The organism is Paractinoplanes rishiriensis (genome assembly GCF_016862375.1).
Lineage (GTDB): Bacteria > Actinomycetota > Actinomycetes > Mycobacteriales > Micromonosporaceae > Actinoplanes > Actinoplanes rishiriensis.
The window spans coordinates 97450-118723 of sequence record NZ_BOMV01000023.1 but is presented as its reverse complement, the minus strand read 5'-3'; the positions used below and the strand labels follow the sequence as shown (position 1 = coordinate 118723).

The following is a 21274-nucleotide window of genomic DNA, read 5'->3' as shown; positions in this document are numbered from 1 at the left end:
GGGGTGGGATGGGGCCGGTCAGGCGCCGGGCTTTACCAAGCCTGTTTCGTAGGCCAGGACCACCGCCTGGGTGCGGTCGCGAAGGCGGAGCTTGGTCAGGACGTGGCCGACGTGGGTTTTGATGGTGGTCTCGCTGACCTGTAGGGCCTCGGCTATTTCGGCGTTGGAGTGGCCTCGGGCCACGTGGATCAGGACCTCGCGTTCGCGGTCGGTCAGGGCGTCCAGTTTGGACGTCGTGGTGGTTTCCGGGGCGGGCAGTGCCTCGGCCACTCTGGTCAGGATGCGGGCCAGGATTTTGGGGGTTACCACGGCGCCGCCGGTGGCCACGGCGCGGACGGCGGTGGTCACCTCGTCGGGTGGGGCGCTCTTGCACACGAAGCCGGCCGCGCCGGCGGCGATCGCGGCCAGGACGTCCTCGTCGGTGTCCTGGGCGGTCAGGATCAGGACGCGGACCGGCAGGCTGGAATCCGTCACGGCGTGGGCCACCGCCAGGCCGTCGAGGCGGGGCAGGGCGATCTCGGCGATCAGCACGTCGGGGAGCAGGCGGCGGGCCAGGTCGAGCGCCTCGGTGCCGTCGCCGGTCTCGCCGGCGATGACGATGCCGGCCGCGGCCAGGGCCATCCGCAGGCCGGAGCGCTGCATCGGGGCCGGGTCGGCCAGCAGCACCCGTACCGGACGCTCGCTCACCCCTACCCCCGCTCGGCTCGGCAGACTCTGGGCGTCACCCTAAGCGATCGTCGTCGGCGGCAGTGGCCTCCAGGGGTGTGGTGTCGACCGTGGGGTAGGGCGGCGGGGTGCCGCCGAACTCGGGGCACAGCGCCTGATGGTTGCACCAGCCGCACAGGCGGCTCGGCTTGGGGCGGAAATCCTGGTCGCGTTTGGCCTTTTCGATCGCCTGGGAGAGGGCCACCAGGGTGCGCTCGAAGCGTTCCAGCTCGTCGGCGTCGGGGCTGTAGTCGCAGACCTCGGCATCCTTGAGATAGACCAGGCGCAGCACCCGCGGGACGACGCCGCGGGTGCGCCACAGGACCAGGGCGTAGAACTTCAGCTGGAACAGGGCACGGCCCTCGAACGCCTCGCGCGGCGCGCCGCCGGTCTTGTAGTCGACCACGCGCAGGTCGCCGGCGGGGCTGACGTCGAGGCGGTCGATGTAGCCCCGGATCAGCAACTCCTCGTCGACGGTCGCGGAGATCAGGGCCTCGCGCTCGGCGGGCTCGAGGCGGCGCGGGTCCTCGACCGCGAAGTAGCCGTCGAGCAACGTGCGGGCGCTACCGAGGAAGGCCGCGAGGCGGGCGGCGTCGTCGGCGGGTGGGGCGTCGAGCAGCACGGCCTGACCGGTGGCGTCGGCCTCGGCGGCGGCGACAGCCGGGTCGGCCGACAGCCGGGCGGTGACCGCGAAGATGTCGGCCAGCGACGGCTCGTCGGCCAGCAGGGCGGCCCAGGACGGCGCCACCAGGGCCGCGGCCGCCTCGGGGGTGCGTTCGGCGGCCGGCAGGTCGAACAGGCGCTCCAGCACGGCGTGCACCAGCGTGCCCCGGGCCTGGTCGGCGGAGGGCTGCTCGGGCAGGCGGTCGACCGTGCGGAACCGGAACAGCAGCGGGCAGGTCTTGAAGTCGGCCGCCCGCGACGGAGACAAGGAGGGGCCGGGCAGCGGGGGGCCGGGCAGCGGAGTGACCGTCGGTGCCGTCATGGTGGAGAGGTTAGGGCAGGGGTACGACGAAACGGCGTGGCGACCCCGCGGCGGCGACTCCGTAGCATCGACGCGTGGAGCAGAGCACGCCGCAGCCGCGCCGCGCCGGCAGACCGGGCCGGCCGGTGGGCCGTGTGCTGGGCATTCCGATCTTTGTCAACGCCTCGATGCTGCTGCTCGCCCTGCTGGTGACGGTCGTCTACGGCAACTACGTGCGCACCGAGCTCACTCTGCCCGAGCCGGTCGCGTACCTGGTCGGCCTTGGTTTTGTGGTTTGCCTGCTGGGCTCGGTGCTGTTGCACGAACTGGGGCACGCGCTGACCGCCCGCCGATTCGGGATCGGGGTTCGCGGGATCACGCTCGAGCTGCTCGGCGGCTGGACCGAAATGGATCGGGACGCACCGACGCCGCGGGTGGACGCCCTGGTCAGCCTGGCCGGACCGGCCGTCTCGCTGGTGCTCGGCGGGCTCTCGACCGCTGCCTACCTGGCGCTGCCGGACCGCACCATGGCCGGCCAGATCGCGTTTCAGCTGGCCGCCAGCAACATCCTGGTGGCGCTGTTCAACGTGCTGCCGGGCCTTCCCCTGGACGGTGGCCGGGCGTTGCGCGCGGGGCTGTGGGCACTGCTCCGGGACCGGAACGCGGCCACCGAGGTGGCCGCCTGGGCGGGCCGGGTGCTGGCGTTCGTGACCGCGATGGTGGCGCTCTGGCTCTACCGGCTGGAGCACCTGACCCTTTTCGGACTTCTGTTCGTGCTGCTCGTCGTGTTCACGCTGTGGCAGGGCGCCGGGCAGTCGATCCGGCTGGCCCGGATGACCCGCCGCTTCCCGCTGGTCGACCTGCGCCGGCTGACCCGGCCGATGCTGACCGTGCCGGCCGGCACCCCGCTGGGTGAGGCGCAGCGCCGCCGCGCCGAGGACCCGCGGCCGAACGTGGTGCTCGCCGTGTCGGACTCGGCCGGTAATCTCACCGCACTGGTCGACCCGGTGGCCGCCGAGCGGGTTCCGGTCGACCGGCGCCCGTGGGTGGCCGTGGACACCGTGGCCCGGTCCCGCGACGCGGTGCCCGTGCTCTCCCTCGGGCTGACCGGCGAGCAGGTGGTCCGCGCGTTGCAGGCCCACCCGGCCGGGCAGTATGTGGTGACCTCGGGCGAGGATGTGGTCGGCGTGCTCCGCGTCGGCGACGTCGCCGAGGTCCTCGAGCCGCGCCGGCAGCGTCCGGTGCAGCGCCCCCGTTAGCCGAGCTTTGAGAGAAAAGAAACCAGTGACCAGTACGCCTGCCACCGTCGTCGACGACTCGCTGCCCGCCCACCGCGGGCCGTTCCGGGCGGGTGACCGCGTCCAGCTCACCGACCCCAAGGGGCGGATGCACACGATCGTGCTCGAGCCGGGCAAGTCGTACCACACCCACCGCGGCGCCCTCGACCACGACGGACTGATCGGGCTGCCCGAGGGCAGCGTCGTCACCTCCGCGGGCGGCACCGCCTATCTCGCGCTGCGCCCGCTGCTCAGCGACTATGTGCTGAGCATGCCGCGCGGCGCCCAGGTGATCTATCCGAAGGACGCGGCCCAGATCGTCGCGATGGGTGACATCTTCCCGGGCGCCAAGGTGCTCGAGGCGGGCGCCGGCTCGGGCGCGCTGTCGTGTTCGCTGCTGCGGGCCGTGGGCAGCGGCGGCGAGTTGCACTCGTTCGAGTTGCGCGACGACTTCGCGGCGATCGCCCGCAAGAACGTCGAGGCGTTCTTCGGCGGCCCGCACCCGGCATGGCACCTGCACCACGGCGACGTGGCAGGCAACGCCGAGACCGGCTTCGACCGGATCATCCTGGACATGCTGACCCCGTGGGAGGCGCTCGACATGGTCGAGCGTGCCCTCGTGCCCGGTGGGGTGTTCATCGGATACGTGGCCACCACGCCCCAGTTGTCCGAGTTGGTGGAGGCGCTGCGCGAGCGCGGCGGCTGGACCGAGCCGCGGGCCTGGGAGTCGCTGGTCCGGGACTGGCACGCCGAGGGACTGGCGGTCCGGCCCGACCACCGGATGGTGGCGCACACCGCATTTCTGGTCTCGGCCCGCAAGCTGGCGCCGGGGGTCACGGCCCCGCCGCGGCGGCGCAAACCGAGCAAAGGCGCTGAGGCGTACGCGTTGCGCCGCGCCGCGCAAGCGGCACTCGCCGCAGCCGCCGCAAATGAGGCGGAAGTAGCCGAATTGGATCGATGACGATGCACCCACTCGGGGATGTGACTCCGGGGGTCCTCCTCGGGTAGCTTCCAATGGCGGCAGGAAGCGAACGGAGGATCGGGTGGGCGCAATGAGTTCTCCGCCGTTCGGCGGCAGCAACGAGATGCCGGCTGTCTTCCCGGACTGGTCGCCTTACCAGGACCTCGACTCGGCCGCACGGGCCTATCTGCGCGATCCCGAGGTGGCGCTGGACGCGCTGTTCGGGGTGCTGCGCGGTGCCTCGGTGCTGTGCTTCACGCTGGAGCGCTTCGTCAACGAGGTGAACGGCGTCTGGCAGGAGGTCGTCATCTGCGACGGCAGCCGGCTGGTGCTGTGGCACGGCGAGGACGTGGCGCCCGGCGACGGGCCGGTGGGCTCGATGACGTCGTCGTTGCGGGTGGTGCCGCTGTCCACGGTCACCGAGGTGGGCTGCCGGCGCCGGCTGACCCGCACCTCGAACGGGCAGGCGCGGGTCGACAGCATCGACGTCTACCTGCTGCTCAGCTCGATCGACGACGCGGTGCCGCCGCCCGGGATGGACGAGGGCGAGGGCCGCACCGCGCTGCGGCACGACGCGCTGCGCTTCGGCAAGACGCTGGACGACGGCGGCCCGGGGCAGATCGCCCGGCTGGAGGAGTTCTCCCGGGTGGTTGCATCGTTGGTGGGACGACCCACGCTGTGACATTTTCCGCGTTTTGAGTGCGCTCGCGTGAGGTGTTCCACCCGACAACGGCGCTCGCGGGAAATTTGTCAGGCGGCGTCCGGTCCGGCCACCTCGACGTCGTCCGACGACCGGACCACGTGGATGCAGTCGCCCGGGCACTCCTTGGCCGCGTCGATCACCTCGAGCCGCAGGTGGCCCGGGACGTCGGTGCGCACGCCGGGGGATTGCAGCAGCTCACCGCTGCTGTCCTTGACGTACGCGAGGCCGTCGATGTCGAACTCGAACACCTCGGGTGCGTACTGCACGCAGAGTCCGTCACCGGTGCACAGGTCCTGATCCACCCAGACCCGCAGTTCGTCCGTACCGGTCTGCGCCGACACTCCGCACCTCCCAGAAATGGCCCCATCCGACGGTACCGGAAGCCTCCGACAACCAACTTGCGGGCACTGGCCGAATGGATCAAGACTCAGTGACGAGGGTGTTGCATGGGTCGAAATCCGGCCCGCAGCAGCTAGTGTTATCGCAAGACGTTCGAGCCCCCGGGGAGGTGGGACGTGGCACGTAACGACGAGGCGGACTCACGCGCCGCACGTTGGGAGAAAGAGGCCAACGATCTCTCCAGCCAGGTCGCGTTCCTGCAGGAGGAACTAGCCCTGGTTCGGCGTAAGTTGACCGAGAGCCCACGGCACGTCCGGCAGCTCGAGGAACGGCTTGCGGCAACGCAGGCGCAGCTGGCCCGAGTGACCGAGAACAACGACCGGCTCGTGGCGACCCTGAAGGAAGCCCGGGCACAGATCGTCACTCTCAAGGAAGAGATTGACCGGCTCGCCCAGCCGCCCAGCGGCTACGGCGTGTTCCTCGCCGCGCACGAGGACGGCACGGTGGATGTCTTCACCGGAGGTCGCAAGCTCCGGGTGGCGGTCTCCCCGTCGCTGGAGACCGAGGAGCTCAAGCGCGGGCAGGAAGTCCTGCTCAACGACGCGCTGAACGTGGTCGACGCCTTCGGCTTCGAGCGCAGTGGCGAGGTGGTCCTGCTCAAGGAGGTGCTCAGCGGCCCCGGCGGCGAGCCCGGTGACCGGGCCCTGGTCGTCTCGCACGCCGACGAGGAGCGGATCGTCTTCCTGGCCGACTCGCTGCAGGTCTCCGCGCTGCGGGCCGGCGACTCGCTGATGATCGAGCCCCGCTCGGCGTACGCGTACGAGCGGATCCCGAAGAGCGAGGTCGAGGAGCTCGTGCTGGAGGAGGTCCCGGACGTCGACTACGGCGACATCGGCGGCCTGCACTCCCAGATCGAGCAGATCCGCGACGCGGTCGAGCTGCCCTTCCTGCACGCCGACCTGTTCCGGGAACACCAGCTGCGGCCGCCGAAGGGCATCCTGCTCTACGGCCCACCCGGCTGCGGTAAGACCCTGATCGCCAAGGCGGTGGCCAACTCGCTGGCCAAAAAGATCGCCGAGCGGCGCGGTGAGGAGAAGCACACCAGCTACTTCCTCAACATCAAGGGTCCCGAGCTGCTCAACAAGTACGTCGGCGAGACCGAGCGGCACATCCGGCTGGTCTTCCAGCGGGCCCGCGAGAAGGCCAGCGAGGGCACGCCGGTCATCGTGTTCTTCGACGAGATGGACTCGATCTTCCGGACCCGTGGCTCCGGCGTCTCGAGCGACGTGGAGAACACCATCGTTCCCCAGCTGCTCAGCGAGATCGACGGTGTCGAGGGCCTGGAAAACGTGATCGTGATCGGCGCCTCGAACCGGGAAGACATGATCGACCCGGCGATCCTGCGCCCCGGCCGGCTCGACGTGAAGATCAAGATCGAGCGTCCGGACGCCGAGGCGGCCAAGGACATCTTCGCCAAGTACATCCTGGCCGGCCTGCCGCTGTCCGGCGACGACCTGGCCGAGCACGGCAACGACCGGGACGTCACGGTGGCCGCGATGATCGAGGCGGTCGTCCTGCGGATGTACACGGAGTCCGAGGAAAACCGCTTCCTCGAGGTCACTTACGCCAACGGTGACAAGGAGGTCCTGTACTTCAAGGACTTCAACTCGGGCGCGATGATCCAGAACATCGTGGACCGCGGCAAGAAGATGGCGATCAAGGAGTTCCTCACCTCGGGCAAGAAGGGGCTGCGCCTCCAGCACCTGCTGGACAGCTGCGTCGACGAGTTCCGCGAGAACGAGGACCTGCCGAACACCACCAACCCGGACGACTGGGCCCGCATCTCGGGCAAGAAGGGCGAGCGGATCGTCTACATCCGCACCCTGGTCTCCGGCGGCAAGGGTGCCGAGGCGGGACGCTCCATCGAGACGGCCACGAACACCGGCCAGTACCTGTAAGGCCCAGTACCGGTAAAGCCCAGTACCGGTAAAGCCCAGTACCGGTAAAGCTCAGTGCCGGTAAAGCTCAGGGCGGCGCGGGCGGAGGGATCACCCTTCCGCCCGCGTTGTCGTTGCACCGGGCATGAGGCTTGGCTGGCTCGATGCTCTGCGCGGATACGCGGCCCTCGTGGTCGTCTGCTTCCACCTGAGCCCGCAGGTGATCGGCACCGAACGCCACCTCGCGGTGATGCGGCACATCGACCTGGGCAAGTACGGCGTGCTGCTGTTCTTCCTGGTCAGTGGCTACGTCATCCCGATGTCGCTGGAGCGGCACGGCAGCCTGCGCCGGTTCTGGATCGGGCGGCTCTGCCGGATCTACCCGGCCTACCTCGCCGCCATCGCGCTGTTCGCCCTGGTCTGCGCGTTCGGCTGGCTGCGCTGGCCGGCCGGTCTGCGCCAGGAGACGGTCACCGGCGTGCTGGCGCATGTCACGATGCTGCCCGACCTGCTCGGCCAGCGCGGCGCCCTGCGGGTGTTCTGGACGCTCGCCTACGAGATGACGTTCTATCTGATCGTTGCCGGACTTTTCGCGTGGCGGCTGCACCGCTGGAGCGCGTGGTGGGCGTCCGGTCTCGCGCTGGTTGCGCTGCTGCTCGGGCCGGCCCTGCCGAACGATCTGCTGGGCGGCACCGTTGCCGAGCGCCGGGTGACCGCCGCCGTCCTGGTGGTGCTGGTGGGGCTCGGTCTGCTCGCGTACCTGACAGACCCCGCGTACCAGAAAGGCCGGATGGTCCTCGTGGCCGGCGCCGGCGGCATCGCGATGGTCCTGCTGCCCGCGCTCAACGGGCACGCCACCCGGGACAGCACCGTCATCGCGTCCTGGCAGGGCCTGCTGCTGCTCGCCGTCATGTTCGCCGGCACCGTGGTCTATCGCGCGCAGCACGGCCAGATCGGCCGCCGCTCAGCGGCGATTTCGCTGTCCGTGGTCGGGCTCGGCGTGGTGGGTGCGCATTGGACACATCTGGGTTCCGGTGCGGCCGTACGGGTGTGGCTCGCCAACACCGCGGCGGTCGCGATCACCTTCGCCGTGGCGTACGCGTGCAAATCCCGCACGGTCCCGGCGGCGCTCACCTGGCTGGGTCAGATCAGCTACTCGCTGTATCTGCTGCATGTGATCGTGCTGTTCCTGCTTCCCCGGGTCGTCCCAGATCTCGGGACCCGGCCGGGGGCGGTGCGGGTACTCGTCGGGTTCGCGTACCTCGTCGTGGTGATCGTTGTCGCCTGGCTCGCGTACCGCATGGTGGAATTGCCGGGCCAGGCACTCGGCCGGCGGCTGACCGCCCGCCTCGAGCCGCGCCCGCCTCGGACGCCGGTGTTCGCCACCCAGCGTGCATCGCCGGGCACGGGGCGGGGGCAGAACGAACGCCAGAGCGTCTAGGCTCGATACATGAGCAGCGAGGGCATCGTGGCGGACAGGGTGGTCGCATGAGTGTTCGGCGGATTATGGGCACCGAGGTCGAGTATGGGATTTCGGTTCCCGGGCAGCCCGGAGCCAACCCGATGGTCACCTCGTCCCAGGTGGTCAACGCCTATGGAGCGCGGCCGGAGCTGACTCGCGGTGGCCGTGCCCGCTGGGACTACGAGGAGGAGTCGCCGCTGCGGGACGCGCGCGGCTTCACCTATTCCGGAGCCGCCTACGACCCGGCCGACGCCCTCGCCGACGAGGACCTCGGTCTCGCGAACGTGATACTGACCAACGGTGCTCGGCTCTACGTCGACCACGCCCACCCGGAATACAGCACCCCCGAGTGCACCAATCCGCTCGATGTCGTGAAGTGGGACAAAGCGGGCGAGCGCGTGATGGCCGAGGCTTCCCGCCGCGCCGCCACCATCCCGGGCACCCACCGGATCCAGCTCTACAAGAACAACACCGACAACAAGGGCGCGTCGTACGGCTCGCACGAGAACTACCTGATGCGCCGGCAGACCCCGTTCGCCGACATCGTGGCCCACCTCACCCCGTTCTTCGTCACCCGGCAGATCTTCTGCGGCGTCGGCCGGGTGGGCCTGGGGCAGGACGGCTCCGGCGCCGGCTTCCAGATCTCGTCGCGCGCCGACTTCTTCGAGGTCGAGGTCGGTCTCGAGACGACGCTGAAGCGGCCGATCATCAACACCCGCGACGAGCCGCACGCCGATGCCGACAAATACCGCCGGCTGCACGTGATCATCGGCGACGCCAACCTGTCCGAGATCGCCAGCTATCTCAAGATGGGTACGACGTCGCTGGTGCTCGCGATGATCGAGGAGAAGGTGTTCACCGGCGAACTGGGCATCGCCGACCCGGTCAGCGAGCTCAAGGCGGTCAGCCACGACCCCGCCCTCAAGCACCTGATCCGGCTGCGCGACGGGCGCCGGCTGACCGCGCTCGACCTCCAGTGGGCCTACTACGAGCGCGCTGCCGCGTTCGTGGCCGAGCGCTACGGCGACGACGGCGACGAGCAGACCACCGACGTCCTGGCCCGCTGGGAGGACATCCTCGACAAGCTGGGCCGCGACCCGATGCTCTGCTCGGACACCCTGGACTGGGTGGCCAAGCTGCGCCTGCTCGACGGCTACCGGGAGCGGGAGGACCTGGGCTGGTCGTCGCCCAAGCTCCAACTGGTCGACCTGCAGTACGCCGACGTGCGCCCGGAGAAGGGCCTCTATCACCGCCTGGTGGCCCGCGGCTCGATGAAGACGCTGCTCGACGACGCCGCCACCGAGAAGGCCATGTACGAGCCGCCGGAGGACACCCGGGCCTACTTCCGCGGCCGCTGCCTGGCCCAGTACGCGTCCGAAGTGGTCGCGGCCAGCTGGGACTCGGTCATCTTCGACGTGGGCCGGGAGTCGCTCGTCCGGGTGCCGATGATGGAACCGGAGCGCGGCACCAAGAAGCACGTCGGTGCCCTGTTCGACAAGTGTGAGAGTGCGAAGGACCTGCTCGAGGTCATCACGAGCCGCTGAGAAAACACCCGGACCGGCAGCGGGTTTTGTCGTACCAGCGAGGTAGGTTTTTCCCATCCCGATGTTGTGCGGACTTCGGGCCCGTACAGGGGTGACGTGAGAAGGGGGACACCGATGGCAACCCGAGACACCGGCGGCCAGTCGCAGTCCGGCAAGGGCCGGAACGACCAGGAGATCGACGACGTCACCGTTGAGGCAAACCCGGAGGTAGCCGAGCGGCACGCGGAGCTGACCGAGGACGTCGACGATCTGCTCGACGAGATCGACTCGGTACTGGAGGAGAACGCCGAGGAGTTCGTCCGAGGATACGTCCAAAAGGGCGGCGAGTGAGCTGATTGTCCGATTCAGGTGGTGGGACGCGGAGTTACGCCCATAGCCGAATTCGGTAACTGAACCGGCGGAGTTCCGATGGCCGGACGCGGCGACGCGGCCGGCCATCGTGGCATTGTCCGCCCCGGTAGCGGCACTTCCGGCAGGCTGGTTCCTGGTCGTGGGTGGCGCTCCCAACACGTCGATCACGATCATCGCACCGGTGGAGCGTGCGGGATATTGTTCTTCAACCGCACCGGCGCCACGCGGGCCGGCGCGGCGGCAGATCACGTATCTGAAAGGAACCACGTGGCAAAGGACTTTGATCCATCCGGGCGGCTGCCGGATGTCTACACCAACTCGGGGACGTCCTCCTTCACGCAGTTCCTCAACCAGGCGGCCCCCGACCTGCTGCCGGGGCGGCGGCCGTTGCCGCCGGGTCTCGCGGCCGGTGAGATCGCGCCGCACGCCACCACGATCGTGGCGATCTCGACCGCCGAGGGCGTGGTGATGGCCGGCGACCGCCGGGCCACCATGGGCAACCTGATCGCCAGCCGGGACATCGAAAAGGTGCACCCCGCCGACAGCTACTCGCTGATCGGCATCGCCGGCACGGCCGGCATCGGCATCGAGCTGATGCGGCTGTTCCAGGTGGAGCTGGAGCACTACGAAAAGATCGAGGGCATCATGCTCTCCCTGGACGGCAAGGCCAACCGGCTGGCCGGCATGGTCCGCGGCAACCTGGGCGCGGCCATGCAGGGGCTCGCGGTGGTGCCGCTGTTCGCGGGCTTCGACCTGGCGCCGGCCGACCCGGCCCGGGCCGGGCGGATCTTCAGCTTCGACGTGGCCGGCGGCCTCTACGAGGAGACGGGTTACGACTCGATCGGCTCGGGCTCGCTGTTCGCCAAGTCCGCGCTGAAAAAGAAATACCGCGCCGGGGTCAGCACCGGCGACGCGGTCCGGCTGGCCGTCGAGGCGCTCTACGACGCGGCCGACGACGACACCGCGACCGGCGGCCCCGACCTCACCCGCAAGATCTATCCGGTGGTGATGACAGCCACGGCGCAGGGCACTCACCGCCTGACCGAGGAGGAGACCGCGGCGGTGGCCGAGGAGGTCGTCCGCGGCCGGATGGAAAACCCGGGCGGCTAGTCCCCGCTGCACCCGAGCCGACTTCACCAGGGACGAAAGGGAGTAGCCACCCGTGGCCATGCAGTTCTACGCATCACCCGAGCAGGTGCAGCGGGACCGCTCGGAATACGCCCGCAAGGGCATCGCCCGCGGCCGCTCCGCCGTGGTCCTGACGTACGAGGGCGGCATCCTGATGGTCGCCGAGAACATCACGACGCTGCGCAAGATCAGTGAGATCTACGACCGGATCGGCTTCGCGGCCGTGGGCCGGTACAACGAGTTCGAGAGCCTGCGCCGGGCCGGCGTGCGGATGGCCGACCTGAACGGCTACAGCTACGACCGGCGCGACGTCACCGGGCGCGGGCTGGCCAGCGCCTACACCCAGACGCTGGGTGCGATCTTCTCCGAGACGCAGAAGCCGTACGAGGTGGAGATCTGCATCGCGGAGGTCGGTGCCACGCCGGAGGCCGACGAGCTGTACCGGGTCACGTACGACGGTTCGGTGATGGACGAGCCCGGCTTCATGGCGATGGGCGGGCAGGCCGAGGCCATTTCGAACGTGCTGCGCGAGCGCCACGACACCGCGGCCGACCTGACCACCGCGCTGGCGCTGGCCGCCGAGGCGCTGGGCAGCGTGGGCGGCGAGAACGGGCAGGCGCGGCAGCTCGGCCCCAAGCAGCTCGAGGTGGCAGTGCTCGACCGGCGGCGGAGGGGCCGGACCTTCCGGCGGCTCGCCGACGCGGCGCTGACCACGCTGCTCAGCGGTGACCACGACGTGCCCGACAAGGACCTCGGCGGCGTGGACGCGGCCCCGCCCAGCCCGGCCGAGGACAAGCCGACCGTCTCGGCCGCGTCGGAGGACGCCGAGGGCAAGGACGCGCAGCCCAAGGACGCGCAGCCCAAGGACGCCAAGCCCAAGGACGACAAGCCCAAGGACGACAAGGACTAGCCGAGCAGGGGGCGCCACCAGCCGGAGTTCTTGCGGTACCAGTCGACCGTGTCGGCCAGGCCGCTGGTGAACTCCACCTGGGGGCGCCAGCCCAGCTCATGCCGGATCTTGAAGTCGTCGAGGACCTGCCGCTCGTCGCCGGTCTCGTCCTCGGCGACCGCGACCACCCGGCTCCAGCCGGTGCCGCACTCGTCGAGCACCAGTTCGGCGAGGTCGTGGTGGGCGAGTTCGAGGCTGCCGCCGACGTGGTAGATCTCGCCGGCCCGGCCACCGGCCACCACCAGGCCCAGCGCCCGGCAGTGGTCCTCGACGTGCAGCCAGTCGCGCACCCGGCCGTTGTCCGGCACCTCCACCGGCCGGTCGTCCAGCGCGCTCGTGATGAGGCGGGGGACCGGGTTCGAGGGGTGCTGGTGACTGCCGTAGGTGGCGGTCGCCCGGACCACCATGACCGGCAGGCCGTGGCTCTCGTGGTAGGTGAGGGCCATCTGGTCGGCGCCCGCCTTGCTGGCCGCGTACGGCGTGATGGGTGCGGCCGGCGCGTTCTCGGTCCAGGCGCCGTCGTCGATCGACCCGTACACCTCGGCCGTGGACACCTGCACGAAGCGCGGCACCCGGTGGCGCAGCGCGGCCCACAGCAGCACCTGGGTGCCCATCATGTTGGTGGCCGCGAAGTCGCCGGACTCGGCCTGCTCGGCCGCCGCGAAGTGCACGATCACGTCCTGGTCGTAGACGGCCGATCCGACCGACGGCGCGTCGCCGATGTCGGCGGACACGTACCGGAAGCCGTCCAGGCCGGCCAGGTTTTCCGGCTCTGCGACCCGGTCGAGGACAGTGACCGAGGAGCCCTCGAGGCCCGGCAACCGGTTCGAGAGCAGTGCTCGCACGAAATGTGAGCCGATGAAGCCGGCGCCACCGGTGACCAAGAGGTTCATCGCACCGGCAGTTTATCTGCCAGTTCGCGCCGCAGACCCGATCCGGTGATCAGCAACTGCGGTCAGTACCCGGGAATGCGCGAGTGGTGACTGCCAATGGATGCCCGATGAGGCTAGTGTTTCGTCATGGAACGGCGAATTTTCGGCCTCGAGACCGAGTACGGCGTCACGTGTACTTATCGGGGGCAGCGGCGGCTGTCGCCGGACGAGGTGGCCCGCTACCTGTTCCGCCGAGTGGTGTCCTGGGGGCGCAGCAGCAACGTTTTCCTCCGCAACGGTGCCCGTCTCTACCTCGACGTCGGTTCCCATCCTGAGTACGCGACCCCCGAGTGCGACTCCGTCACCGACCTGGTCGCCCACGACCGGGCCGGCGAGCGGATCCTGGAGGGTCTCCTGGTCGACGCCGAGAAACGGCTGCACGACGAGGGGATCGCGGGCGAGATCTACCTCTTCAAGAACAACACCGACTCGGCCGGCAACTCGTACGGCTGCCACGAGAACTACCTGGTCTCGCGGCACGGTGAGTTCGGCCGGCTCGCCGACGTCCTGATCCCGTTCCTGGTCACCCGGCAGTTGATCTGCGGCGCCGGCAAGGTGCTGCAGACCCCCCGCGGTGCGGTGTTCTGCCTGTCCCAGCGCGCCGAGCACATCTGGGAGGGCGTCTCCAGCGCCACCACCCGGTCCCGGCCGATCATCAACACCCGGGACGAGCCGCACGCGGACGCCGAGCGTTATCGCCGGCTGCACGTGATCGTCGGCGACTCGAACATGAACGAGGTCACCACCCTGCTCAAGGTGGGCAGCGCCGACATCGTGCTCCGCATGATCGAGGCGGGCGTGGTGATGCGCGACCTCACGCTGGAAAACCCGATCCGGGCGATCCGCGAGGTCAGCCACGACGTCACCGGCCGCCGCAAGATCCGCCTGGCCAACAACAAAGAGGTCAGCGCCCTCGAGATCCAGCAGGAATACCTGGCCAAGGCCACCGAGTTCGTCGAGCGGCGGGGCGGCGACCAGACCGCCAAGCGGGTGGTCGAGCTGTGGGGCCGGGTGCTCAACGCGATCGAGAGCGGTGACCTCGACCCGGTGTCCCGCGAGATCGACTGGGTCTCGAAGTACAAGCTGATCGAGCGGTACCAGACCAAGCACGAGATCCCGATGAGCCACCCGCGGATCGCCCAGCTCGATCTGGCCTACCACGACGTCCGCCGGGGCCGCGGCCTGTACGCGCTGATGGAGCGTCGCAAGCAGGTCGACCGGATCACCAACGACCTGGAGATCTTCGAGTGCAAGGAGACGCCGCCGCAGACCACCCGGGCCCGGCTGCGCGGCGAGTTCATCAAGCACGCGCAGGAGAAACGGCGTGACTTCACCGTCGACTGGGTGCATCTCAAGCTCAACGACCAGGCCCAGCGCACGGTGCTGTGCAAGGACCCGTTCCGAGCGTACGACGAGCGCGTGGAGCGGCTGATCGCGAGCATGTGAAACCGTAATGCGCATGGCAGACATCGTTCGTCCCGAGATCAACGACTACGTGCTGGCGCACAGCTCGCCCGCCGACGACCTCCTGCGCGACCTGGCGGCGGAAACCGTGGCGGTCTTCCCGCAGGCGGCCGGGATGCAGATCACGCACGACGAGGGCCAGCTGCTCACCATGCTGGTCCGGCTCACCGGGGCGTCGTACGCGGTCGAGGTCGGCGTGTTCACCGGATACTCGTCCATCTGCATCGCCCGCGGACTGCCCAAGGACGGCCGGCTGCTGGCCCTGGACGTGTCCGAGGAATACACCGCGGTGGCCCGCAGGTACTGGGCGCGGGCCGCGGTCGACGAGCTGATCGAGCTGCGGCTCGGCCCCGCCGTCGACTCGCTGCGGCAGCTGCCCGCCGAGTCGGAGATCGACTTCGCTTTCCTGGACGCCGACAAGAGCGAATACCCGGAGTACTACGCCGAGCTGGTACCGCGACTGCGCCCCGGGGGCCTGCTGGTCCTCGACAACGTGCTGCGCGACGGCAACGTGCTCAACCCCGTCCGCGACTCCGACGTGGTGGTCAGCCGGCTCAACGCCGCGATCGTGGCCGACGCCCGGGTCGAGTCGGTGATGCTGCCGGTGCGCGACGGCGTCACCCTGGTGCGCAAGCTGGGCTGAGCAGCGCGGCCGCGTGCCGTCCGGCGGCCGCGGCGGCCAGGAAGTAGGCGTGGTCCTGGTCGAGCCCGCGCCCCATGGTGGACAGGCCGACCGGGCTCTCGCGCAGCGCCCGGTCCAGGCCGCCGGTCGGCACCCGCACCAGATGGTGCCGCTCGGCCAGCGGCGCGAGCGCCGCGTCGATCTCGCGAGCCAGGTGCGGCTCGAGGCCGTCCGGCACCGGCAGGTCCGCGCGGAGCAGGGCCACTCTCCCGTACGCGGTGAGGCTGTGATGGGAGACGCCGCGGTGCCGGGGCCGGCCGTCCCCGTCCGAGATGCGCAGCGACCCGACCGGCCGCCCGCCCAGCGTGCCGATCGCGTTGACCGCCTCGCCCAGGGCCACCCCGGAGAACCCCCAGGTGGTGCCGGTGCCCAGGTTGCCAGGCCCCTGCGCCACCACGGTCACGTCCGCACCGAGCACGTGCCGGGCGGCCAGCAGCCCGGTGTGCACGGTGCTCGCCTCCAGGTCGCCGCCGAACGCCTGACCGGTGGTGATCGTGCCGGCCAGGTGACCGCGGAGCCCGTCGAGCGTGCGGGAGAACCAGGCCGGCAGCGCGCCACCGTCGGTCATCACGTACGCCACCCGGCAGTCCGGCCGGTCGGCGCGGACCCCGGCCAGGATCGCCGGCAACGCCGAGTGCAGGTCGGCGGTGACCACCGGCATGCCGTCCAGCGAGGTGGCCGACTCCAGCACCGCGCGGTGCGGCGAGGCCTCCTCGTCGACGCCCAGCCGGATCGCCTGCAGCGGGGTGTAGCGGGCCTTGACCAGGTGGCCGGCGTCGCGGGTGGTGCCGTCCGCCAGCGGGTCCGCGGGCAGCCGGTCGGGCAGCGCCACCACCAGCGCGTATCCGCCGGTGCCGAGGCCCATCACGAGGGCGCCCACGTTGAGCAGCACCCGGTCGCCCGGTTCAGGGTCGCCGACCAGCGCCGGGTAGGCGAGCGCACGCAGGTCGCCGTCGCCGGTGCGGACCTCCACCTCGGCCGCCCCGTGCCACCGTCGCCGAACCGCCAGCACCGTCCCGGACCGCCACCGCACCATGAGCGGCGAGGTTACTCGACGCCGCCGCCGGGGTGGTGGCGCCCGGCGGGCCCGGGTGTCGGGTGTCGTCCCCCGGCCGGTCACGAATAACCGTCCGGCCCGATCGGCTGCTAGCGTTGCCTGCTGTGTCGCGGACCCGCACCGAACGCCTGGTCAATCTGGTGATCTGCCTGCTGTCCACGCGACGGTTCCTGACCGCCGCGCAGATCGCCGCGACCGTGCCCGGTTACGAGCACGACCCCGAGGACCCGCGCGACCACGAGGCGTTCCAGCGCAAGTTCGAACGCGACAAGGCCGAGTTGCGCGAGCTGGGCGTGCCCCTCGAGACCGGTACCGCGAGCGTCTTCGACAACGAGCCGGGCTACCGCATCGCGCACCGAGAGTACGCACTGCCGGACATCATCCTGGAGCCGGACGAGGCCGCCGCGGTCGGCATCGCGGCCCGTCTCTGGCAGCACGCCGGCCTGGCCGCGGCCGCGTCGTCCGGCCTGGCCAAGCTGCGTGCGGCCGGCGTCGAGGTGGACCCGCAGGCGACCCTCGGGGTGGAGCCGGTGGTCACCGTCGACCCGGCGTTCGCGCCGCTCACCACGGCCGCCCGCGACCGGCGCGCGGTCACGTTCAGCTACCGGGTGCCCGAGGTCGACGAGCCCGCCATCCGCCGGCTCGAACCGTGGGGCGTGGTGTGCTGGCGCGGCCGGTGGTATGTGGTGGGTCACGACCGCGACCGGGACGCCACCCGCTGCTTCCGGCTGTCCCGCATCGTCGGCAGCGTGCGCCCGGTGGGCCGGCCCGACGCGTTCGTGCCGCCCGCCAAGGTCGACCTGATCAGCCACGTGGCCGGCTTCGACGGCCCGGTGCCGCGCACCGGGCGGGCCACCGTGACGGTCCGGCCCGGCCGGGCCGCGGGGCTGCGCCGCTGGGCGTCCGAGACGCTGCCGGGTCCGGACGGCGACAAACTGGTGATCCCGTACGCGGACGCGGAGCAGCTGGCCGGCGCGATCGTCGGGTACGGGCCGGACGTGCGCGCGGACGGCCCGCCGGAGGTCCGCGAGGCGGTCATCCAGCAGCTCAAGGAGGTCATGGCCCGCCACGACGGGGTGGTGGCAGCATGACCGACTGCACCGGCGCGAGCGGAGCGGGCATAGGGCCAGGAGGGCATGCCCGAGGAGATTCAGCATGACCGACTGCACCGGCGCGAGCGGAGCGGGCATAGGGCCAGGAGGGCATGCCCGAGGAGGCTCAGCGTGACCGCACCCAAGCCCTCCGTGGATCGCCTCGGGCGGCTGCTCAACCTCGTGCCGTACCTGCTGGCGCGGCCCGGCATTCTGGTCGCCGAGGCGGCCGCCGACCAGGGCGTGACCGAGCGCCAGCTGCGCGAGGACCTGGAGCTGCTCTGGGTGTGCGGGCTGCCCGGGTACGGACCGGGCGACCTGATCGACATGGCGCTCGACGGCGACCGGGTGACGATCAGCCACGACGCGGGCATCGACCGGCCGCTGCGGCTCACCCCGGACGAGGCGCTCGCCCTGGTGGTGGCGCTGCGGATGCTGGCCGAGACGCCCGGCACCGGCACCCGGGACGTGATCGAGCGGGCCCTCGCCAAGATCGAGAATGCGGCCGGCGACCTGGCCGACGCGCCGGTCGCGGTGAAGCTGCCGGCCAACGCCGAGCGGCTGGACCGGATCCGGGCCGCGGTCGAGGGGCGCCACGCGCTGCGGATCACGTACTACACGGCGGCCCGGGACGAGACCACCGAGCGGGTCGTCGACCCGATGCGGGTGCTCATGGTCGAGGGCCGGGCCTACCTGGAGGCCTGGTGCCGGCGGGCCGAGGCCACCCGGATGTTCCGGGTCGACCGGATCGACGCCTTCACCGAGCTGGACGAGCCGGCCGCGCCGCCGGACGAGGCGGTGCCGCACGACGTCAGCACCGGCGTCTTCCACCCCACGCCCGACCTGCCGCTGGTGACCGTGCGGGTGGGCCGGGGCAGCCGGTGGATCGCCGAGTACTACCCGGTCGAGGACATCCGCCGGGACGGCGACGAGTGGGTGGTGACCATGCGGGTCACCGACCTGGGCTGGGCGCAACGGCTGCTGCTCGGCCGGCCGGACGTGACCGTGGTCGGCCCGCCGGAACTGCTGGAGCGGATCCGGGCGCAGGCCACGGCGGCGCTCGACAGGTACAGCGCGCCGGGCCGGTAGGGTGGGCGCCGTGCTGCTCTGGGTCTGGATCGCCGTGGTCGTGGTCGCTCTGATCATTCTGGTGGCGGCGGCCGCGCCGCTCGCCGGCCGGCTGGGCGCGCTGCACCGGGCCGTGCTCAAGCTGCAACGCCGGCAGACCGAGGCGATGAAACTTCAGGAGAAGGCCGTCGTTCTCGAGCAAACCGTGGCTGAACTCGAGGGAAAAATCGCCGCAATAGCCGCTAGATCGGAACGTAGGTAGCCTTTACCGGCCTTGCGGACGCGAGGTAGCTTCGCGGGATCGAGAGAAACCGGTGGGGTCCCGCCGGGCCGATTCCCAAGAATTGACACGTACGATGGACCCCGCACAACTGATCCGACCGACTGGAGTTCCCCATGGGTGCCCTCAAGCCCTGGCACATAGCCATCTTCGTGGTCGTCCTCGTGCTGCTGTTCGGCGCGAAGCGACTTCCGGACGCGGCCCGGTCCCTGGGCCGGTCGCTGCGCATCATCAAGGCCGAGACCAAGGGCCTCATCGACGAGAACAACGACGTCGCGGAAAAGGCCGAGCCCCAGCACAGCCGCCAGCCCATCCAGGGCGAGGTGCTGCACCAGCAGGGCCAGCAGGCGCCGCCGCCTCCGCCCCCGGGCTACCAGCAGCCGGCCGCCCAGCCGCAGCCGCAATACCAGCAGCCGCAGCCGCAGCCGTACGTCGACCCGGTGCAGCGCACCCACGACCGCTGATCGGTCATGGCGCTGACCCTTCGCCGCAAGGGGCGGCCCACTAAGTTCCAACAGGCCGCCGACGGCTCCATGACGCTGATCGACCACGTCCGCGAGCTGCGCAACCGGTTGTTCATCGCGTCGCTCGGCCTGGTCGCCGGGCTGATTGTCGGTTTCATCATCTCCCAGTGGGTCTTCGACCTGCTGGGCAAGCCCTACTGCTCGCTGCCCTCGTCGATCTCGGTGCGTGCCGACGGCACCGAGTACTGCGACTGGGTCGTCCTCGGGCCAGTCGACGTGTTGCTCATCCGACTCAAGATCGCGCTGTGGGTGGGCGTGGTCGTCGGTGCCCCGGTCTGGCTCTACCAGCTGTGGGCCTTCATCGCCCCCGGACTGCACCGGCACGAGCGCAAATGGGCGTACGTCTTCGTCGCCATCGCGACGCCGCTGTTCGTCGGCGGTGCCGTGCTGGCCTACCTGGTGGTCGGGCACAGCCTGGCGTTCATCATGGAGGCCGGTGTCCTCGGCGAGGCCACCCAGCTTGAGGTCGGGGCGTACACCGGCTTCGTGACCAGCATGTTGTTGCTGTTCGGGGTGGCGTTCGAGTTCCCGCTGATCCTGCTGATGCTCAACTTCACCGGGGTGGCCACCGCGAAAAGGCTGCTCAGCTGGTGGCGGGTGGTGGTGTTCCTGTCGTTCGGGTTCGCCGCGGTCGCCACCCCCGACCCCGGCCCGTTCGGCATGACGTTGCTGGCCTTGTGCCTGGTGGTGCTCTACCTCATCGCGTGCGGTGTGGCGGCGCTCAACGACAAGCGCAAGGGCCGCGGCAAGGAGATCTACGCCGGCCTCGACGACGACCAGATCTCGCCCCTGGAGGACGACCGGCAACCGGTCGGCGCGGCCGAGCACGTCGAGGCGCCGAGCGTCATCGACGCGCCCGCCCCGGTCGCCCGTCCGCGGCCGTTGGACGGCCGGTACGACGACATCTCGTAGTACGGTGCCGCTGTGACGAGCGGCGACATCGCGGTGCTGGCCAACCCCTCGGCGGGGCGCGGCCGGCACCGCGGTCTGCTGCCGGGGGTGTTGCAGCGGCTCGGTGCGGCCGGGCACGCGGTGCAGCTGCTGACCGCGTCGAACTCCGAGGAGGCCGAGAAGGCCTGCCACCGGGCGGTGGCCGGCGGGGCGGTGGCGCTGGTCGCGGTCGGCGGCGACGGCACCGTGCACCAGGCGCTCCAGGCGGCCGCGGACCGGGCCGTCGGGTTCGGCGTGATCCCGGCCGGCACCGGCAATGACTTCGCGCGGTGCACCGGCGTACCGGATGAGCCTTTAGCCGCCGCCGACGCGATCAGAGCGGCCCTCGCCGAGGGACGCGAACACCGGGTGGACCTGGCGCACAGCGTCGGCACGGACGGGGAGGGCCGCTGGTTCGGTGCGGTGCTGGCGGCCGGTTTCGACGCGATTGTCAACGAACGCGCCAACCGGATGCGCTGGCCGCGCGGCCCGCGACGCTACGACCTGGCCATCCTGCTCGAGCTGACCAGGCTCCGCCCGCGGATCTACGCCCTGGAGATCGACGGCGTGCACCACGGCTTCGAGGGCACGCTGGTGGCGGTCGGCAACTGCGCCAGCTACGGCGGCGGCATGCGCATCGTGCCCGCGTCCGACCCGGCGGACGGCCTGCTGGACGTGGTGACGGCGGCGCCGCTGAGCCGGGTCACGGTGGCCCGCCTCAAACCGCGGCTGCGCCACGGCACCCACGTGACCGACCCGCGGGTGCGGACGTTCCGCTGCCGCCAGGTGCGCCTGCACGCCGACGGCATCATCGGCTACGCGGACGGCGAGCGCCTCGGCCCGCTGCCGCTCGAGGTGACGGTTCGCCCGGGAGCGATCCGGTTGCTGCGCTAGCTTGGCGGTCAGTTCTGCCACCGGCGGCCGAA

Annotated in this window: 22 protein-coding genes; 17 read left to right on the top strand and 5 right to left on the bottom strand. The window is 70.6% G+C overall.

The features are described 5' to 3' along the window. Positions 1–18: 18 nt before the first annotated feature. Both Ari01nite_RS12790 and Ari01nite_RS12785 read right to left on the bottom strand, forming a co-directional pair. A complete protein-coding gene (locus tag Ari01nite_RS12790; RefSeq protein WP_275410845.1) occupies positions 19–687 on the bottom strand; it encodes a LuxR C-terminal-related transcriptional regulator in 669 nt (222 codons plus the stop codon). Positions 688–721: 34 nt separating this feature from the next. Continuing rightward, complete coding sequence (locus Ari01nite_RS12785) at positions 722–1690, bottom strand: RecB family exonuclease (protein ID WP_203781405.1); 969 nt, start codon at positions 1688–1690, stop codon at positions 722–724. A gap of 134 nt (positions 1691–1824) precedes the next feature. Here Ari01nite_RS12785 and Ari01nite_RS12780 point away from each other — a divergent pair, with 134 nt between their 5' ends. The 3 genes from Ari01nite_RS12780 to Ari01nite_RS12770 all read left to right on the top strand — a co-directional run bounded on the left by Ari01nite_RS12780 (position 1825) and on the right by Ari01nite_RS12770 (position 4589). After that, entirely contained in the window at positions 1825–2928 is a 1104-nt protein-coding gene (locus Ari01nite_RS12780; RefSeq protein WP_203781416.1) for a site-2 protease family protein, read from the top strand. A 25-nt stretch (positions 2929–2953) separates the two neighbouring features. Next, positions 2954–3907 carry a tRNA (adenine-N1)-methyltransferase gene (locus Ari01nite_RS12775; RefSeq protein WP_203781404.1) on the top strand — a complete coding sequence of 318 codons (954 nt, stop codon included), beginning with the start codon at positions 2954–2956 and terminating at the stop codon, positions 3905–3907. 91 nt (positions 3908–3998) lie between these two features. Next, on the top strand, positions 3999–4589 hold the full coding sequence (locus tag Ari01nite_RS12770; protein WP_203781403.1) for a hypothetical protein: 591 nt from the start codon (positions 3999–4001) through the stop codon (positions 4587–4589). Positions 4590–4657: 68 nt separating this feature from the next. Here Ari01nite_RS12770 and Ari01nite_RS12765 read toward each other — a convergent pair whose 3' ends face one another. Further along, complete coding sequence (locus tag Ari01nite_RS12765) at positions 4658–4951, bottom strand: ferredoxin (RefSeq protein ID WP_203781402.1); 294 nt, start codon at positions 4949–4951, stop codon at positions 4658–4660. 174 nt (positions 4952–5125) lie between these two features. Here Ari01nite_RS12765 and arc point away from each other — a divergent pair, with 174 nt between their 5' ends. From arc to prcA, 6 genes are all read left to right on the top strand, one after another. Next, on the top strand, positions 5126–6907 hold the full coding sequence (gene arc, locus Ari01nite_RS12760) for a proteasome ATPase (protein WP_203781401.1): 1782 nt from the start codon (positions 5126–5128) through the stop codon (positions 6905–6907). A 124-nt stretch (positions 6908–7031) separates the two neighbouring features. Then, the gene (locus Ari01nite_RS12755) at positions 7032–8327 is read left to right on the top strand and encodes an acyltransferase family protein (RefSeq protein ID WP_203781400.1); all 1296 of its coding nucleotides are present in this window, start codon (positions 7032–7034) and stop codon (positions 8325–8327) included. Positions 8328–8374: 47 nt separating this feature from the next. Then, entirely contained in the window at positions 8375–9892 is a 1518-nt protein-coding gene (gene dop, locus Ari01nite_RS12750; protein ID WP_369076766.1) for a depupylase/deamidase Dop, read from the top strand. A 114-nt stretch (positions 9893–10006) separates the two neighbouring features. After that, positions 10007–10222, top strand: a complete 216-nt coding sequence (locus tag Ari01nite_RS12745; protein ID WP_203781399.1) for a ubiquitin-like protein Pup — start codon at positions 10007–10009, stop codon at positions 10220–10222. A 288-nt stretch (positions 10223–10510) separates the two neighbouring features. Next, positions 10511–11353, top strand: a complete 843-nt coding sequence (gene prcB, locus Ari01nite_RS12740; protein WP_203781398.1) for a proteasome subunit beta — start codon at positions 10511–10513, stop codon at positions 11351–11353. 52 nt (positions 11354–11405) lie between these two features. Then, positions 11406–12281 (top strand): proteasome subunit alpha, encoded by an 876-nt coding sequence (prcA, locus tag Ari01nite_RS12735; protein ID WP_203781397.1) that lies wholly within the window; start codon positions 11406–11408, stop codon positions 12279–12281. Here the strand turns inward: prcA and Ari01nite_RS12730 are convergent. Continuing rightward, positions 12278–13213, bottom strand: coding sequence for a dTDP-glucose 4,6-dehydratase (locus Ari01nite_RS12730; protein WP_203781396.1), 936 nt, complete (start codon positions 13211–13213; stop codon positions 12278–12280). The genes prcA and Ari01nite_RS12730 overlap by 4 nt on opposite strands. 126 nt (positions 13214–13339) lie before the next feature. Here Ari01nite_RS12730 and pafA point away from each other — a divergent pair, with 126 nt between their 5' ends. After that, positions 13340–14698, top strand: coding sequence for a Pup--protein ligase (gene pafA / locus Ari01nite_RS12725; protein ID WP_203781395.1), 1359 nt, complete (start codon positions 13340–13342; stop codon positions 14696–14698). A gap of 13 nt (positions 14699–14711) precedes the next feature. Continuing rightward, positions 14712–15359 carry an O-methyltransferase gene (locus tag Ari01nite_RS12720; RefSeq protein WP_203781394.1) on the top strand — a complete coding sequence of 216 codons (648 nt, stop codon included), beginning with the start codon at positions 14712–14714 and terminating at the stop codon, positions 15357–15359. On the opposite strand, the gene Ari01nite_RS12715 is transcribed toward Ari01nite_RS12720, so the two are convergent. Next, the gene (locus Ari01nite_RS12715; RefSeq protein ID WP_203781393.1) at positions 15334–16434 is read right to left on the bottom strand and encodes a DUF3866 family protein; all 1101 of its coding nucleotides are present in this window, start codon (positions 16432–16434) and stop codon (positions 15334–15336) included. The genes Ari01nite_RS12720 and Ari01nite_RS12715 overlap by 26 nt on opposite strands. A gap of 125 nt (positions 16435–16559) precedes the next feature. Here Ari01nite_RS12715 and Ari01nite_RS12710 point away from each other — a divergent pair, with 125 nt between their 5' ends. From Ari01nite_RS12710 to Ari01nite_RS12685, 6 genes are all read left to right on the top strand, one after another. Next, complete coding sequence (locus Ari01nite_RS12710) at positions 16560–17546, top strand: helix-turn-helix transcriptional regulator (protein ID WP_203781392.1); 987 nt, start codon at positions 16560–16562, stop codon at positions 17544–17546. 132 nt (positions 17547–17678) lie between these two features. Then, positions 17679–18635 (top strand): helix-turn-helix transcriptional regulator, encoded by a 957-nt coding sequence (locus Ari01nite_RS12705; protein ID WP_239162701.1) that lies wholly within the window; start codon positions 17679–17681, stop codon positions 18633–18635. Between the two features lie 10 nt (positions 18636–18645). Then, entirely contained in the window at positions 18646–18876 is a 231-nt protein-coding gene (locus tag Ari01nite_RS12700; RefSeq protein WP_239162700.1) for a hypothetical protein, read from the top strand. Positions 18877–19010: 134 nt separating this feature from the next. Then, entirely contained in the window at positions 19011–19358 is a 348-nt protein-coding gene (gene tatA, locus Ari01nite_RS12695; protein WP_203781389.1) for a Sec-independent protein translocase subunit TatA, read from the top strand. Between the two features lie 6 nt (positions 19359–19364). Next, on the top strand, positions 19365–20330 hold the full coding sequence (tatC, locus tag Ari01nite_RS12690) for a twin-arginine translocase subunit TatC (RefSeq protein ID WP_203781388.1): 966 nt from the start codon (positions 19365–19367) through the stop codon (positions 20328–20330). A gap of 12 nt (positions 20331–20342) precedes the next feature. Continuing rightward, entirely contained in the window at positions 20343–21242 is a 900-nt protein-coding gene (locus tag Ari01nite_RS12685; RefSeq protein WP_203781387.1) for a diacylglycerol kinase family protein, read from the top strand. The last annotated feature ends 32 nt before the right edge of the window (positions 21243–21274 follow it).